Below are 15476 nucleotides of genomic sequence, written 5' to 3' on the forward strand. Positions count from 1 at the left end.
TGATAATGAAGTTTACAAATTTAACAGCTAAAGAGTTTGGTGCCTTTACGGATAGCATGCCATATAGTCATTTCACGCAAACTGTTGGCCACTATGAGTTAAAGCTTGCCGAAGGTTATGAAACGCATTTAGTGGGAATAAAAGACAATAATAATGAGGTTATTGCAGCTTGCTTGCTTACTGCTGTACCTGTTATGAAAGTGTTCAAATATTTTTATTCAAATCGGGGTCCAGTGATTGACTATGAAAATCAAGAACTTGTACACTTTTTCTTTAATGAACTATCAAAATATGTTAAAAAACATCGTTGTCTATACTTACATATCGATCCATATTTACCATATCAATACTTGAATCATGATGGCGAGATTACAGGTAATGCTGGTAATGATTGGTTCTTCGATAAAATGAGTAACTTAGGATTTGAGCATACTGGATTCCATAAAGGATTTGATCCTGTGTTACAAATTCGTTATCACTCAGTGTTAGATTTAAAAGATAAATCAGCTGATGATATCATCAAAAATATGGATGGACTTAGAAAAAGAAATACAAAGAAAGTTAAAAAGAATGGCGTTAAAGTAAGATTTTTATCGGAAGATGAACTGCCGATATTTAGATTATTTATGGAAGATACGTCAGAATCAAAAGCTTTTGCTGATCGTGATGATAAGTTTTACTATAATCGCTTAAAATATTACAAAGATCGTGTGTTAGTACCTTTAGCGTATATCAACTTTGATGAATATATTAAAGAACTCAACGAAGAGCGTGATATTTTAAATAAAGATTTAAATAAAGCATTGAAAGATATTGAAAAACGTCCTGAAAATAAAAAAGCACACAACAAGCGAGATAACTTACAACAACAACTTGATGCGAATGAGCAAAAGATTGAAGAAGGTAAACGTCTACAAGAAGAACATGGTAATGAATTACCTATCTCTGCTGGTTTCTTCTTTATCAATCCATTTGAAGTTGTTTATTATGCAGGTGGTACATCAAATGCTTTCCGTCATTTTGCCGGAAGTTATGCAGTGCAATGGGAAATGATTAATTATGCATTAAATCATGGCATTGACCGTTATAATTTCTATGGTGTAAGTGGTAAATTTACAGAAGATGCTGAAGATGCTGGTGTAGTTAAATTTAAAAAAGGTTATAACGCTGAGATTATTGAATATGTTGGTGACTTTATTAAGCCAATTAATAAACCTGTTTATGCAGCATATACTGCACTTAAAAAAGTTAAAGATAGAATTTTTTAGGAAAGGAATTATTAAACCATGAAATTTACAGAGTTAACTGTTACTGAGTATGACAACTTTGTACAAAATCCATCGTTGGAAAGCCATTATTTCCAAGTAAAAGAAAATATTGTTACCCGTGAAAATGATGGCTTTGAAGTAGTTTTATTAGGTATTAAAGACGACAATAACAAAGTAATTGCAGCAAGCCTTTTCTCTAAAATTCCTACTATGGGAAGTTATGTTTACTATTCGAATCGTGGTCCAGTGATGGATTTTTCAGATCTAGGTTTAGTTGATTATTATTTAAAAGAGTTAGATAAATATTTACAGCAACATCAATGTTTATATGTTAAATTAGATCCGTATTGGTTATATCATCTATATGATAAAGATATCGTGCCATTTGAAGGTCGCGAGAAAAATGATGCCTTAGTAAACTTGTTTAAATCGCATGGTTACGAGCATCACGGCTTTACAACTGAGTATGATACATCGAGCCAAGTACGATGGATGGGCGTATTAAACCTTGAAGGTAAAACACCTGAAACATTGAAAAAGACATTTGATAGTCAACGTAAACGTAATATTAATAAAGCGATAAACTATGGTGTTAAAGTCAGATTCCTTGAACGTGATGAGTTCAATCTTTTCCTAGATTTATATCGTGAAACTGAAGAGCGTGCTGGATTTGTTTCAAAAACCGATGCCTATTTTTATAACTTTATTGACACATATGGCGATAAAGTATTAGTACCTTTAGCATATATTGACCTTGATGAATATGTGTTAAAGCTACAACAGGAATTAAATGACAAAGAAAATCGTCGTGATCAAATGATGGCGAAAGAAAACAAATCCGATAAACAAATGAAGAAAATTGCAGAATTAGATAAACAAATTGATCATGATCAGCATGAATTATTGAATGCAAGTGAATTGAGCAAAACGGACGGCCCAATTCTAAACCTTGCTTCTGGCGTTTATTTTGCAAATGCATATGAAGTGAATTATTTCTCTGGTGGTTCATCAGAAAAATATAATCAATTTATGGGACCATACATGATGCATTGGTTTATGATTAATTATTGCTTCGATAATGGTTATGATCGTTATAATTTCTATGGTTTATCAGGTGATTTTACAGAAAACAGTGAAGATTACGGCGTTTACCGCTTTAAACGTGGATTTAATGTACAAATCGAAGAATTAATAGGGGATTTCTATAAACCAATTCATAAAGTGAAATATTGGTTGTTCACTACATTGGATAAATTACGTAAAAAATTAAAGAAATAGATGTAAATGATGTTAGGGCTTATAGTTATTGATACTATAGGCTCTTTTTTGTATGAATATTGTAGTAAATATACTTCAGAGCCCTGTAAAGCTAATCGTAAATATGATAATTTTCTATATTAAAGACAAATATATTTCGAACAACATATTTGTGTCTATTTGAACACTAGCAAACTTGGATTGTATTCAAATATGTTTGAGGTAAATCTTATCAGTAATATTATGACTTTAATTCCAAATCCAGTACAATATTTTAAGTTTATATAATGATATGAATGCTATTGCTTATACGTAGATAATGACAGTTTTATCATAACTCTAATAACGTAACCAAATAATGAACGTAGACATTGATATTAAACAATATCGTTAATTAGAACATATAACCAAAGTTTTTGAAGTAATGAAAAAGTTTAATCTAAACATGCAACAAGTTAAAAATGCTAACTGTTTAAGTAAGTAGTTATATAAGGCCCCTTATGGAATTTCATTTCTAGTTTACATAATATATATTATAGGAAGTTGTATATTTGACGCAAAAGGTACCCTACACCATAATCATTATTTAAGATTGTCACATAACTTACGTATGTTATAATAATCGGTATTATATTGTTTGGAGTGATTTGATGAGATTTGTATTTGATATTGACGGTACGCTTTGTTTCGACGGCCGAGTAATTGATCAGACTATTATTGATACATTGTTACGTTTACAACATGCTGGTCATGAACTTATATTTGCATCAGCACGTCCGATTCGTGATTTGTTGCCAGTTTTACCATCAGTATTTCATCAGCATACATTAATTGGCGCAAATGGCGCTATGATTTCACAACAATCAAAGATATCTGTTATCAAACCAATTCATACAGATACATACCATCATATCTTAAAAATAATACAAAAGTATGATTTAGATTATATTATTGACGATGATTGGAATTATGCTGCAAAACTCGACGCTGAGAACGAGATTTTTGAGCGTTTAGATCCACATAAGCTGGCCAGTTGTATTAAAGTTGCCAATATCAATACACCAATCAAAATTATTTTATTAAATTTAGAGCCGTCCCAAATTACGATTATTTTAAATGAATTAAATCAATATCATCAAGAACTAGAAATTATTCATCATTCAAATGAGTTTAATATTGATATTACAGCACAAAATATTAATAAATATACAGCATTACAATACATATATGGTAAAGATGTTGAATATATAGCATTTGGTAATGATCATAATGATATTGCTATGCTACGACATGCTACTAATGGTTATATTGTAGGACCATCCGAAGAATATACACATACAATATTGAAATTGGATCATATAAAGCATATAGATAACCATGAGCAAGCTGTTTGCAAAATTATAAAATCACATTTATAAAAAAATGCCCCCTATCAATTGATAACAATTATCATTTAATAGGGGGTGATTTTAATGAAATTCGTCCTCAAAAAATTCATCTTCTAATCCAAATAGTTCTGCCATTTCTCCATGCTCAATTAACATGTTTAAATATGCGTCACGAAGGTCTTCTTCACTCATATCATTAACCATATCTTTAAGAGAATCAATCCACATATTTCTGCGTAAGTGATAGTCTTCTTCAACTTCGTTTAACATGATTATATGTTTGTTTGCTGCTTCTGGACTAGCTGTAAATAGTAATGCAATCATATGTTTGCATATCACTCGTCTTCCATCAGCATGAGGACAATTACATTTGGATTTTCTAGGATGTTCCATATCTATATAACAACGATATACATTGTTACCACTGCCTTTTACTTCAGCCTCATGCTGTGTTTCTGAAAGTGATTTTAAGTTAATGACGCATTCACTTTGATAATAATTAAAGCCTCTTTCTATAGAACGAATACTTGCTATATCAAGTAATCCCATGATGGTGCTCCTTTTATAAAATAATTAAAAATAGAAAATAAAATCCATAAGTATCTAAATTAATTTGTTTGATTTATCTATAGTTTATAACAAGTTTAGAATTATCGCATTCAATTGTAACTAAAATGAAAATGCTTGTACTAATTCTTTTGTATAAGGGTGTCTATCAACATTAAGTAATTCCTCTATCGCAAAATCATCAACGATTGCACCTTCCTTAATGACAATAATTCGATTAACTAAGCGTTGTAATACAGATAAGTCATGCGATATGACAACTAAATGATTTAAATTCGCAATAGTTTGCTCCTTTAATATACTTATTATATTTTGCTCAGCTATAACATCTAGATTTGATGTAATTTCATCACATATTAAAACACGAGGTTGTGCTAATAATGAACGCATAATATTAAATCTTTGTAACTGTCCACCACTCACTTCATTTGGATAGTTAGATAATAGTTGTGCATTTAAATCAAAGCTAGATAAATGTTGTAACAATAATTCTCGTTGATTGTCATCGGCTTTTATTCCACGATAATATTTTAGTGATTCTTTTAATGAGGCTTTCATAGTCCAGTCAGGATTAAAACTAGTCAATGCGTGTTGAAAAATTGGTAATACAGCATCATCACTTATATAAATTTCCCCATTAGTTGGCTTTAATAAGCCTAATAACAATGCCGCTAAAGTACTTTTACCACTACCACTTTCACCTAAAATTCCAACATTTTCACCGTCAGCTATGGATAGGCTTATCTTATTTAATATCGTATTCTTCTTATTATAGCTAAATGTCACATGTTTTAACTCAATCATTATAATCCCTCTTTAATTGTGTTCGATATTTAATTAAGAATTCGGTATAAGGTTGTAATGAATCGTACTTAAAGTGATTTATGTCACCATGCTCAACAATTTCACCATCTTTTATAACATTAATATAGTCACAATATTTTAAAACGTGACTTAAGTTATGTGTGATTATAAATAATGTTTGACCGTGTTCTTTTACAATGTGTTGAAGTAAATTCATAATTTTATAGCCGTTTATAACATCTAATGATGCCACTGGTTCATCTGCAATAATTAACTCAGGTTCTAGCATTAAAACGCTTGCGATATATACGCGTTCAAGTTGACCGCCAGAAAGTTGGAAACTGTACTTTTTCAATATTTCTTTGCCGCATAAGTTAACCGCCGACAATGCCTTGTCAATTTGAGATAGTGCTACTTCTTTACTAACTTTAAAATGAGTACGATATATTGCAATCAATTGTTTTTCTAATTTTGAATGGTCATTAAAACTTTCAGCATAATTTTGAGAAATATATCCAATGGTGCGACCGTAAAATTGATGCATGTTGTTTACATTTTTATTATAAAAGTAATAATGATCATAATGACAACTTAAATCAGGAGGTAAAAATTCTAGCAAAGCTTTTACCGTCAAACTCTTGCCTGCGCCACTTTCTCCAATTAAAGCGTTAATCTTTTGTGGGTAAATTTTCAGATTGATACCATTTATTAAAGTTTCACCTTTTTGATTCTTAATCATTAAATTTTGTATATCAATGAGACTCATAATACTCACCCCGTTGTTTCAACAATTTATCTCTTAGCGCGTCACCAGTTAGATTAAAAATTAAAATCGTTGTAGCAATGATGGAAGCAGGTGCAATGAGCATAATTGGATGTGATGAAATAAAATCTCTGCCAAGTTGCAACATAGCGCCCCACTCTGGTGTCGGTGGTTGAGCACCTAGACCTATGAAAGATAATGAGCTGATGTATAATATAATTTTTCCGAAATCAACCACCATCAAAACGATAATTGACGGCATAATCTTAGGGATTAAGTGTCGTAATAATATCACCCTTGTTGGTACATGAAATAATTTTGCCATTTTAATGTAAGGTTTGGTAAGCTCGCTATTTACAATACTTCTCGTTAATCTTGTATAATTCATCCATTTTATTATTGTAATTGCAATAACTAAATTCCAAATGCTTGGTTGAAAAAAACTTGCTAATGCTATCATGATAATAAATTCCGGTATACTTAATCCGATATCAATAATACGTAATATAATACGCTCTACCCATCCTTTTTTATATCCTGCAAGTAATCCGAATGTTATACCGATTATGACGATAGCGAATAATGTTAAGACAGTGATAAATAATGTTGATCGTGCGCCCACAATAACTCTCGTAAATAAATCACGACCATAGTCATCTGTTCCTAGTAAATGGCCCCAACTTATTGGCTCAAACGTTTGAGATAAGTTAACTTTTGTTGCATCAGCACTATTCACAAAGAATTGCAAAATTATCATAAGTATTAAATAAATGATAAATAGATAAAATATAAAATTATCTTTAGTCAAACCTCTAAGCATGTTGATCACCACTTTCTAAGATTGATGATACGTTTGAATTATTTTTTTGATTTTTAAAATGTAAACGTTGTTTTGGATCAAGGGATAGACTGAGTAAATCAGCAATTGTATTGATTAACACAACAAAAAAACCAATAAATAATACACATCCTTGTATAATTGGATAATCCCGAGATTTAATACTATCCATCAATAAGTAACCAATGCCAGGTATATCAAATAAATTTTCAATAACCACTGTACCACCAATGAGACTTCCAAGAGAAATACCTAATAATGGAATAATTGGTAAAAGTGTTGGCTTTAATAAATCATGAATTAATATATAACGTTCACTCATACCACGTAAGCGTGATGCTTTAACTACATTACTTTGATAAAGTGTGAGCAAATTTGATCGAACTAAGCGAATGATATACGCACACATTCCTAACGACAATGTAAAGACAGGTAATATAAACTGATTCCATAAAATGCTATCTATATTTAATAAATTGGTAAAAATGAATAATAATATAATACCAATAAAAAATGCTGGCAAACTGATTGATAAGGTTGACACTGTTCTAATCACTTTATCAGTCAATTTGTGATATCGTATTGCTGATAGTACACCTAATGGTATCGATATCGCTAATGACAAGATTAACGTTGAAAAAGATATAAGCAAAGTTGGCGGTGCATACTCAAATAGTGACTGTGTAACAGGTTCTTTAGTTTCTATACTACGTCCTAAATTTAATTGAAACAATTGTTTCATCCATTGCCACCACTGCGATACGAGTGAATCCTTTAAACCCAATTTTTCTTCAGTTGCATTTATTTGTTTTGCCGACACATGTGCCACATCGAGATGAAGTATTTTATCAACTGGATTTCCTGGAGATAATTTCATCAAAATGAAAGTTAGTGTTGAAATAACAAATAAAACAACTATCATTTGTATCAGTCTATGCAAAATAGACCTTATCATGAACATAAAAGTCCCCCTCCTTGTGTAAGTTAATCATATTTTGAATTTGTATGAGAATTACACACATTTTCATAACTTACAAATAAAGAACCACGATTCATTATAGTATTATACAAAAAGAAATTGAAGTAAATTTATTTATTTTGACAATAAACGCTTTTAAAATGAGTATTTTTATTCAGAGTTGATAACCTACAATTTAATATGAATTTACAACTTAAATTTGAACAAAACAAAAACAACTATAGCACTTTTAATAAATAAATCCGTTCATAAACTTCCATTAAAACAATTTTCAGGGGAAGTTTTTTATTTTGTGCATATAGTTGTTAAAATTTACTTTTTATCTTTACGGCGGAGTTCAGCACCCTCATAACCATATTTTTCAATTTGCTTTTCTAATTTACGAGCTTTTCTATCTTTACGCCAATTTCTAGTGAAATACCATAATAGAAAACTAATGATTAAACTCATGATAGCTAAAAATGCAGCATAACCTAATAATGGTTGATATTTTATATCTTGAAAATTTGGAATGAAAAAGGCAAGCACGCCTAAAACTACAAATGTAATTACTGCTGATACAAACCATTTATTCAAAACTAAGCAACAGAATACTGTTAATAAAATCATTATTAAAGTTGTGATCCATAAATAATTAGGCATATCGAATAATGTCATAACCATTCTCCTTTTATTTCAATACTTTCCTTGTATACATTTTATTATAAAATTTCAAAAAATTAAACAATGCTAGTCAGTTTCAATCTTCAATACATAATTTTTCAAGAGAAGTCATTGTATGCATATAGGTATAAAATCGTAACATTATCGTTTAGGCTCTAAAATTTTGTATAATGTATGTATTATACCAAAGGAGTGATTATATGTCTCAAGGTTTACCTTTAAGAGAAGATGTTCCAGTTTCAGAAACATGGGATTTAACAGATTTATTTAAAGATGATCAACAATACTATGAAAGCATAGAATCCTTACTGCAACAAGCAAATCAATTTCATCATACATATGTAACAACATTAAATTCAATCCAACAAATTAATGCTGCTTTAACTGAATTAGAAAATATTTTAATTGCATTAGATCGCTTAAGTAATTATGCTGAACTGCGTTTAAGTGTAGATACTAGTAATATAGAGGCACAAGTATTGAGCGCTAAATTAGCTACTACATACGGTAAAATTGTTAGCCAATTATCCTTTGTCGAGTCAGAAATACTTGAACTCCCAGAGGAAGTACTTCAACAATTAGTAGAATCATGTCCATATCAACACTATATTAAACAGTTAGTTAAGCAAAAGCCATTTCGATTATCTGCGTCAGTCGAACAAGTATTAGCAACTTTATCACCAACACTAAATAGTCCTTACGATTTATATGGTACGACAAAAATGTTAGATATCACGTTCGACTCATTTGAACATGAAGGTACAACGTACCCTGTCGACTATGCTACGTTTGAAAATGATTATGAAGATAATAAAGACCCTGAGTTTAGACGTAAAAGCTTCAAATCATTTAGTGATGCTCTTAGTAAATATCAACATACAACTGCGTCAACGTATAATATGCAAGTTCAACAAGAAAAAATTGAAGCTGATTTACGAGGATTTGAATCAGTCATCGATTACTTATTACATTCTCAAGAAGTAACTCGTGATATGTTTGACCGTCAAATCGATGTCATTATGCGTGACTTGGTGCCAGTTATGCAGAAATATGCCAAAATATTACAACGCATTCATGGATTAGATAAGATGCGTTTTGAAGATTTGAAAATTTCTGTAGACCCTGATTATGAACCAGAAATTTCAATTGAAGACTCAAAAAAATATATTTTCGGTGCATTAAGTGTTTTAGGTGATGACTATACAAACATGCTACGTGACGCTTATGATCAACGATGGATCGATTTCGCTCAAAATAAAGGTAAAGATACTGGTGCATTTTGTGCGAGTCCGTACTTTACGCATTCTTATGTTTTTATTTCTTGGACTGGAAAAATGGCCGAAGCATTTGTATTAGCACATGAATTAGGGCACGCAGGTCATTTTACATTAGCTCAAAAACATCAACCATACCTTGAATCAGAAGCATCAATGTACTTTGTTGAAGCGCCTTCTACAATGAATGAAATGTTAATGGCCAATTACTTGTTTAACACAAGTGAAAATCCAAGATTTAAACGCTGGGTTATTGGCTCTATTTTATCTAGAACATATTATCACAACATGGTAACCCATTTATTAGAAGCTGCATATCAGCGTGAAGTATATCGTAAAGTAGATCAAGGGGAGTCATTAAATGCGCCTACTTTAAATGATATTATGATAAATGTATATAAACAATTTTTCGGAGATGCAGTAGAAATGACTGAGGGTGCTGAATTAACATGGATGCGCCAACCTCATTACTATATGGGATTATATTCGTATACGTATTCTGCCGGCTTAACAATCGGCACTGTCGTTTCTCAAAAAATTAAAAATGAAGGTCAACCAGCTATTGATGCTTGGTTAGAAACATTGAAAAAAGGTGGAAGTGTATCACCTGTCGAACTTGCAAAAATTGCGGGTGTAGACATTACTACAGATCAGCCACTAAAATCTACAATACAATATATTTCTGATTTAGTAGATGAAGTTGAAAAATTAACAGATGAAATTGAGAAAGCAAATAACTAAGATGCGAGACATTTTATAGTAAAACAATATAAACCAAGATTTTCACATTATTAATTGTGAGAATCTTGGTTTTTTGAGGGTTTATGAATAATAGAAATGTATATTTATCGCAAGGGATTTATAGTAATAACTTAAAGTTATTGTTCGTAATGTGTACCTGTTAAATAAAAATAGACACTTTCAGCGATGTTAATAATATGATCACCAATACGTTCTAAATGTCTTGCTGCTAAATGAGCTTGAGCTGCAACAAATGGATCATTATCAATAAGATACGTTGCGTTAATAATATGACTATATAAGTCATCAATGTCTTGATCTCGTTCTATAATTTCTCTAATTAATACTGTGTCTTTCTTTTTAAATGCTTGGTCTAAATCTTTTAACATTAACATTGCTAATTTTCCCATTGTTTTTAAACGGGTTAATACATAATCGTCGGTAATTTTTGTACGCAAGCGAACATTCGCAATACTCGCTGCATTATCACCTATTCTCTCTAAATCTGAAGCGATTTTTAATGAAGAAATCATCATGCGCAAATCACTCGCAATGGGCTGTTGCTTCGTAATGAGCATAATCACTCGTTCATTAATATCATAATTTAATTGATTGATATGTTTATCATTTTTAACTGTTTGTCGTGCAAAACTTCTATCATCTATACTTAATGACTTTATACCATTTTCAATACTCACATAGACATTTGCACCTAATCGACGTAATTCTTTTATTAAATCATCAAGTTGCTCCTGATATCGTTGTCTAATAATTGCCATTATATATCAACCAAACCTTCCTGAAATATAATCTTCTGTCTTCTTATTTGATGGATTAGAGAAAATTTTATCTGTATCATCATATTCATTGACATATCCATTTAAGAAAAATGCAGTTTTATCCGATACACGAGCAGCTTGTTGCATATTATGTGTAACCATAATAATCGTATAGTTTTCTTTTAATTCTTGAACCAACTCTTCTACCCTTAATGTAGAAATTGGATCTAGGGCTGATGTCGGTTCATCCATTAAAATTACTTCAGGTTCAATTGCTAAACAACGCGCGATACAAACACGTTGTTGTTGCCCGCCGGATAAACTATATGCATTCGTGTGCAACCTATCTTTTAATTCATCCCAAATTGCTGCACCACGTAAAGATTTCTCAACAATTTCATCAAGAATTTTTTTATTTTTAATACCGTGAATCTTAGGACCATAAGTAATATTATCGTATATTGATTTCGGAAATGGATTTGGTTGTTGGAATACCATACCTACATTAGTACGTAATTGTTCCTTTGAATACTTTTGGTCAAAAATATCTTGATCACGATACAATATTTTACCAGCTGTTTTGACTGATGGCACTAACTCAACCATTCGATTTAGCGTTTTGATATATGTTGATTTTCCACAACCAGATGGTCCAATGATTGCAGTTATTTGATTTTCATAAATATCTAAATTAATATTTTGCAATGCATGATTATCTCCATACCATAAGTCTAAATTTTGAGTCGAATAAATAATTGGATGAGAATTGGCATCTCGTTTTGCTGTATGATGACTTTGCGAGCTGCCAAATGTATGACTTTGAGATATTTGTTTAGTTTGTGCAAGTGTTTGCGCCATATTTAAAACTCCCTTTTCAATAGATAAATGAGATAGTTTGTTTATATTAGAATTTTTTACTAAATTTGTTACGTAAAATAATCGCAACACCATTCATTAAGATTAAAATCACTAGTAAAACAATAATTCCTGCTGATGCAACATTTTGGAATTCTTCTTGTGGCATTTTAGCCCATGTGAAAATTTGGATAGGTAATGCTGAAAATTGATCTAAAATACTATTTGGTAGCGCTAATAAAATAGTTGGTATACCAATAAGTACAAGTGGCGCTGTTTCCCCTAGTGCACGTGATAAAGATAAAATGAATCCAGTTAATATTCCTGGTAATGCAGCTGGTAATACAACACGTCTTATTGTTTGCCACTTGTTCGCGCCTAAACCATATGATGCTTCACGAACAGAATTGGGTACTGCTCTAATCGCTTCTTGACTTGAAACAATAATAATTGGCAAAATCAGCAAAGTCATTGTAAGTGCTGCAGCCAATATGCTGTTGCCCATTTTTAAAGCTTCGATACCAGCACCACCTACAAACAATGTATAACCTAGTAAACCAAACACAACTGATGGTACACCAGCTAAATTTGAAATACTGATTTTGATAAATTGAGTAAATTTATTATTTTTCGCATATTCTTCTAAGTATATTGCCGTACCTATTCCTAAAATAATTGATAGTGGTATGATACTTAACATTAACCAAAGTGAACCGATTAACGCCCCTTTAATACCAGCCATGGATGGTGTTGAAGAAGAAAAGTTAGTGAAAAATTGTAAATTTAAATGACTTACCCCTTTAATCAATGTTTGAGTTAACAATGTAATAAGTACGACAAGCCCTAACAATGTACAAGCTAAAAATATTAATTTGAACACTTTATTTTTAATTGTTCTCGATGATAAATGCCTTTGGACTAACTGTTGATCGACGAGTGATTGTTTGTTACTATCTGTCGTTGCCATTTTAATACTCCTCTCTAAAACGTTTCGAAATCCATTGAGAAAGTAAATTCATGATTAATGTGAAAATAAATAGCGTGAAACCAACAGCATAGATACTGTAATAGATATTCGATCCGAAAGTTGCATCGCCTGTCGCTATTTCAACAATGTATCCCGTCATAGTCTGTATTGAACTTGTTAAACTTAATGATGAAGTTGGAGAACTACCTGCTGCTAAAGATACAATCATCGTTTCTCCAATGGCTCTTGATATTGCCAAAACAATTGAAGCTACAATACCTGATGTTGCTGCGGGAAGTACGACTCTTGTTGCTACTTCAAACTTAGTTGCACCAAGACCATAAGCACCTTCGCGGATTTTTTTAGGTACAGATGCCATTGCATCCTCACTTAAGCTGGTAATAAGCGGAACAATCATGATACCAACAACTAGACCAGGACTAATTGCATTAAATTCACCCAATCCAGGTATAATAGTTCTTAATACCGGTGTGACAAATGTTAAAGCGAAGAAACCAAATACGATTGTTGGAATACCTGCAAGAATTTCTAATATCGGCTTAATTATTCGACGTGAACGATCGCTTGCATATTCACTTAAATAAATGGCAGCACCTAAACCAACAGGTACAGCAAACACTGTTGCAATAACAGTAATTTTTAATGTCCCTATTATGAGTGCCCAAATCCCGAATTTGGGATTAGAGCCTGTAGGGTTCCATGTCGTTGAAAATAAAAACTCTGTTATTGGAATTCTTGTAAAAAAAGTGATTGTTTCTAAAAGTAAAGTGATTAAAATACCAAGTGTTGTCAATATAGATACTGCTGATATAGCAGCTAAAATAACTGGTATAATTTTGTCATTATGCTTCCCTTTTTTGCTATTGTTTTTTTCGATTAAAGCTTTGATATTAGTAGATGAAGTCATAATCAAACCTCTTTCTATTACTCCCAAAATAATTAAATTTGTAAAATAATGATGAATCACTATTTTAAGTCGATGAGCTTGTCGACTAACTGAATGTCAAGGTCAGCTTTTCGATCATTCAAGCGTCATACTCTAAATAATGATTCACCATATCAATCATGTTTTAAGATGAATTTGAAATTACATCTTATTATTTTTTATCGTCTGACTTTTTGTCGTCAGATTTTTGGTTTTTATCAATAAATGCCTTTAAATCATCTAATTGAGATTTATAATCTTTTTCTGGTGCCGCTACATAGCCTGCATCTTCTGCAGATTTACCTTTATCTTCTAAGACAAATTTGATAAATTCAGACATTACTTTATTTTCTTTTAATGCTTTTTCATTCACATAAATGAATAATGGTCTACTTAATGCATATGAATTATCTTGAATTGTTTTTTTCGTTGGTTCTGTTGCTTTGCCGTTTTCATCTTTAATTTTTACTTCTTTTAATTTATCTTTGTTTTGCACATAGAAGTTATAGCCAAAGTAACCGATACCTTCTTTATTTTTTGTTACAGAAGAAACGATTGCATTTGTATCAGCATTTTTCTCTGCTTTAATATCTTCTTTATTCATTACTTCATTTTCGAAGAAATCATAAGTACCATGACTTGAGTTAGGCGACACTGCATTTATTTTTTTATCTGGCCATTTACTATTTACATCTTTCCATGTTTTTGCTTTTCCAGAGTAAATTGCTTTAAGTTGCTGTTTGTCTAATTCATCAACAAAGTCATTTTCTTTGTTAACTGCAACCGTTACACCATCTTGTGCAATTTTAAACTCTTTGTATTTAATATTTTTATCTTGTAATTTTTGTTTCTCTTCATCTTTAATTGGTCTTGAAGCATCAGCAAAGTCGATATCTCCTGCAATGAATTTTTGGAAACCAGCACCAGTACCAGCTTGTCCTGCTGAGATTTTAGCATCTGAGTGATCTTGAGCCCATTTTTCATTTAATTTTTCAATAATTGGTGCTACTGTTGATGATCCATCACCTTTTGCTTCCCCTTTTAAATCGCTATTACCACTACCACCATTACCGCCACCACAAGCGCCTAATAATAGTGTTGCACCTAAAGCTGTAGTACCAACAAATTGCCATTTTTTCATTGAAATATCCTCCCTGTATGAAACACAAATAGTATTTGTATTGATTACATCTTTATCTTAACCTTGAATTATTAACCTCATTTTTAGAAACTGTAAATCTTCGATAAAGCTTTGTTAAGAAATCGTAAATATTAATTTTTGTTGTTTTATAAAATATTGATTCATAGGTAAAATTAAAATGTTTCTGGAAGAATTATCGAAATTTAAATATGGACAATAAAAATGGACAGACGAAAAACTATTTCA

The 15476-nt window shown here is 31.3% G+C and carries 15 protein-coding genes; 4 read left to right on the forward strand and 11 right to left on the reverse strand.

Annotated elements, in window-relative coordinates; translation table 11 throughout:
- Nucleotides 1–5: 5 nt before the first annotated feature.
- The 3 genes from femA to SAMSHR1132_RS06395 all read left to right on the forward strand — a co-directional run bounded on the left by femA (nucleotide 6) and on the right by SAMSHR1132_RS06395 (nucleotide 3943).
- Nucleotides 6–1268 carry a glycine glycyltransferase FemA gene (femA, locus tag SAMSHR1132_RS06385; protein ID WP_000673306.1) on the forward strand — a complete coding sequence of 421 codons (1263 nt, stop codon included), beginning with the start codon at nucleotides 6–8 and terminating at the stop codon, nucleotides 1266–1268.
- Nucleotides 1269–1286: 18 nt separating this feature from the next.
- Complete coding sequence (gene femB, locus SAMSHR1132_RS06390) at nucleotides 1287–2546, forward strand: glycine glycyltransferase FemB (RefSeq protein WP_000673110.1); 1260 nt, start codon at nucleotides 1287–1289, stop codon at nucleotides 2544–2546.
- Between the two features lie 629 nt (nucleotides 2547–3175).
- Nucleotides 3176–3943 carry a Cof-type HAD-IIB family hydrolase gene (locus tag SAMSHR1132_RS06395; RefSeq protein ID WP_001213028.1) on the forward strand — a complete coding sequence of 256 codons (768 nt, stop codon included), beginning with the start codon at nucleotides 3176–3178 and terminating at the stop codon, nucleotides 3941–3943.
- A 51-nt stretch (nucleotides 3944–3994) separates the two neighbouring features.
- Here SAMSHR1132_RS06395 and SAMSHR1132_RS06400 read toward each other — a convergent pair whose 3' ends face one another.
- The 6 genes from SAMSHR1132_RS06400 to SAMSHR1132_RS06425 all read right to left on the reverse strand — a co-directional run bounded on the left by SAMSHR1132_RS06400 (nucleotide 3995) and on the right by SAMSHR1132_RS06425 (nucleotide 8521).
- Entirely contained in the window at nucleotides 3995–4462 is a 468-nt protein-coding gene (locus SAMSHR1132_RS06400) for an SWIM zinc finger family protein (RefSeq protein WP_000523671.1), read from the reverse strand.
- Nucleotides 4463–4582: 120 nt separating this feature from the next.
- On the reverse strand, nucleotides 4583–5284 hold the full coding sequence (locus tag SAMSHR1132_RS06405; RefSeq protein ID WP_000571263.1) for an ABC transporter ATP-binding protein: 702 nt from the start codon (nucleotides 5282–5284) through the stop codon (nucleotides 4583–4585).
- Nucleotides 5277–6050, reverse strand: a complete 774-nt coding sequence (locus SAMSHR1132_RS06410) for an ATP-binding cassette domain-containing protein (protein ID WP_000052307.1) — start codon at nucleotides 6048–6050, stop codon at nucleotides 5277–5279. Before SAMSHR1132_RS06410 ends, SAMSHR1132_RS06405 begins: the two co-directional genes overlap by 8 nt.
- Nucleotides 6037–6867, reverse strand: a complete 831-nt coding sequence (gene nikC, locus SAMSHR1132_RS06415) for a nickel transporter permease (protein ID WP_000943797.1) — start codon at nucleotides 6865–6867, stop codon at nucleotides 6037–6039. The genes SAMSHR1132_RS06410 and nikC overlap by 14 nt, the downstream gene beginning before the upstream one ends.
- Nucleotides 6860–7846, reverse strand: coding sequence for a nickel ABC transporter permease (gene nikB / locus SAMSHR1132_RS06420; protein WP_000480822.1), 987 nt, complete (start codon nucleotides 7844–7846; stop codon nucleotides 6860–6862). Before nikB ends, nikC begins: the two co-directional genes overlap by 8 nt.
- A gap of 330 nt (nucleotides 7847–8176) precedes the next feature.
- Complete coding sequence (locus SAMSHR1132_RS06425) at nucleotides 8177–8521, reverse strand: membrane protein (RefSeq protein WP_000171801.1); 345 nt, start codon at nucleotides 8519–8521, stop codon at nucleotides 8177–8179.
- A gap of 206 nt (nucleotides 8522–8727) precedes the next feature.
- On the opposite strand from SAMSHR1132_RS06425, the gene pepF reads away from it, so the two are divergent.
- Nucleotides 8728–10542: an oligoendopeptidase F gene (pepF, locus tag SAMSHR1132_RS06430; protein ID WP_000077552.1), complete on the forward strand. Its 1815-nt coding sequence runs from the start codon at nucleotides 8728–8730 to the stop codon at nucleotides 10540–10542.
- Nucleotides 10543–10679: 137 nt separating this feature from the next.
- Here pepF and phoU read toward each other — a convergent pair whose 3' ends face one another.
- The 5 genes from phoU to SAMSHR1132_RS06455 form a co-directional block, all read right to left on the reverse strand.
- The gene (phoU, locus tag SAMSHR1132_RS06435; RefSeq protein ID WP_000974852.1) at nucleotides 10680–11321 is read right to left on the reverse strand and encodes a phosphate signaling complex protein PhoU; all 642 of its coding nucleotides are present in this window, start codon (nucleotides 11319–11321) and stop codon (nucleotides 10680–10682) included.
- A gap of 6 nt (nucleotides 11322–11327) precedes the next feature.
- A complete protein-coding gene (gene pstB / locus SAMSHR1132_RS06440) occupies nucleotides 11328–12179 on the reverse strand; it encodes a phosphate ABC transporter ATP-binding protein PstB (RefSeq protein WP_000079454.1) in 852 nt (283 codons plus the stop codon).
- A gap of 46 nt (nucleotides 12180–12225) precedes the next feature.
- Nucleotides 12226–13143 (reverse strand): phosphate ABC transporter permease PstA, encoded by a 918-nt coding sequence (gene pstA, locus SAMSHR1132_RS06445; RefSeq protein WP_000246064.1) that lies wholly within the window; start codon nucleotides 13141–13143, stop codon nucleotides 12226–12228.
- 1 nt (nucleotide 13144) lies between these two features.
- Entirely contained in the window at nucleotides 13145–14071 is a 927-nt protein-coding gene (gene pstC / locus SAMSHR1132_RS06450) for a phosphate ABC transporter permease subunit PstC (RefSeq protein WP_000204617.1), read from the reverse strand.
- Between the two features lie 190 nt (nucleotides 14072–14261).
- Nucleotides 14262–15230, reverse strand: a complete 969-nt coding sequence (locus tag SAMSHR1132_RS06455; protein ID WP_000759226.1) for a phosphate ABC transporter substrate-binding protein PstS — start codon at nucleotides 15228–15230, stop codon at nucleotides 14262–14264.
- Nucleotides 15231–15476 lie beyond the last annotated feature (246 nt).

Source organism: Staphylococcus argenteus (assembly GCF_000236925.1).
GTDB classification, from domain to species: Bacteria; Bacillota; Bacilli; order Staphylococcales; family Staphylococcaceae; genus Staphylococcus; species Staphylococcus argenteus.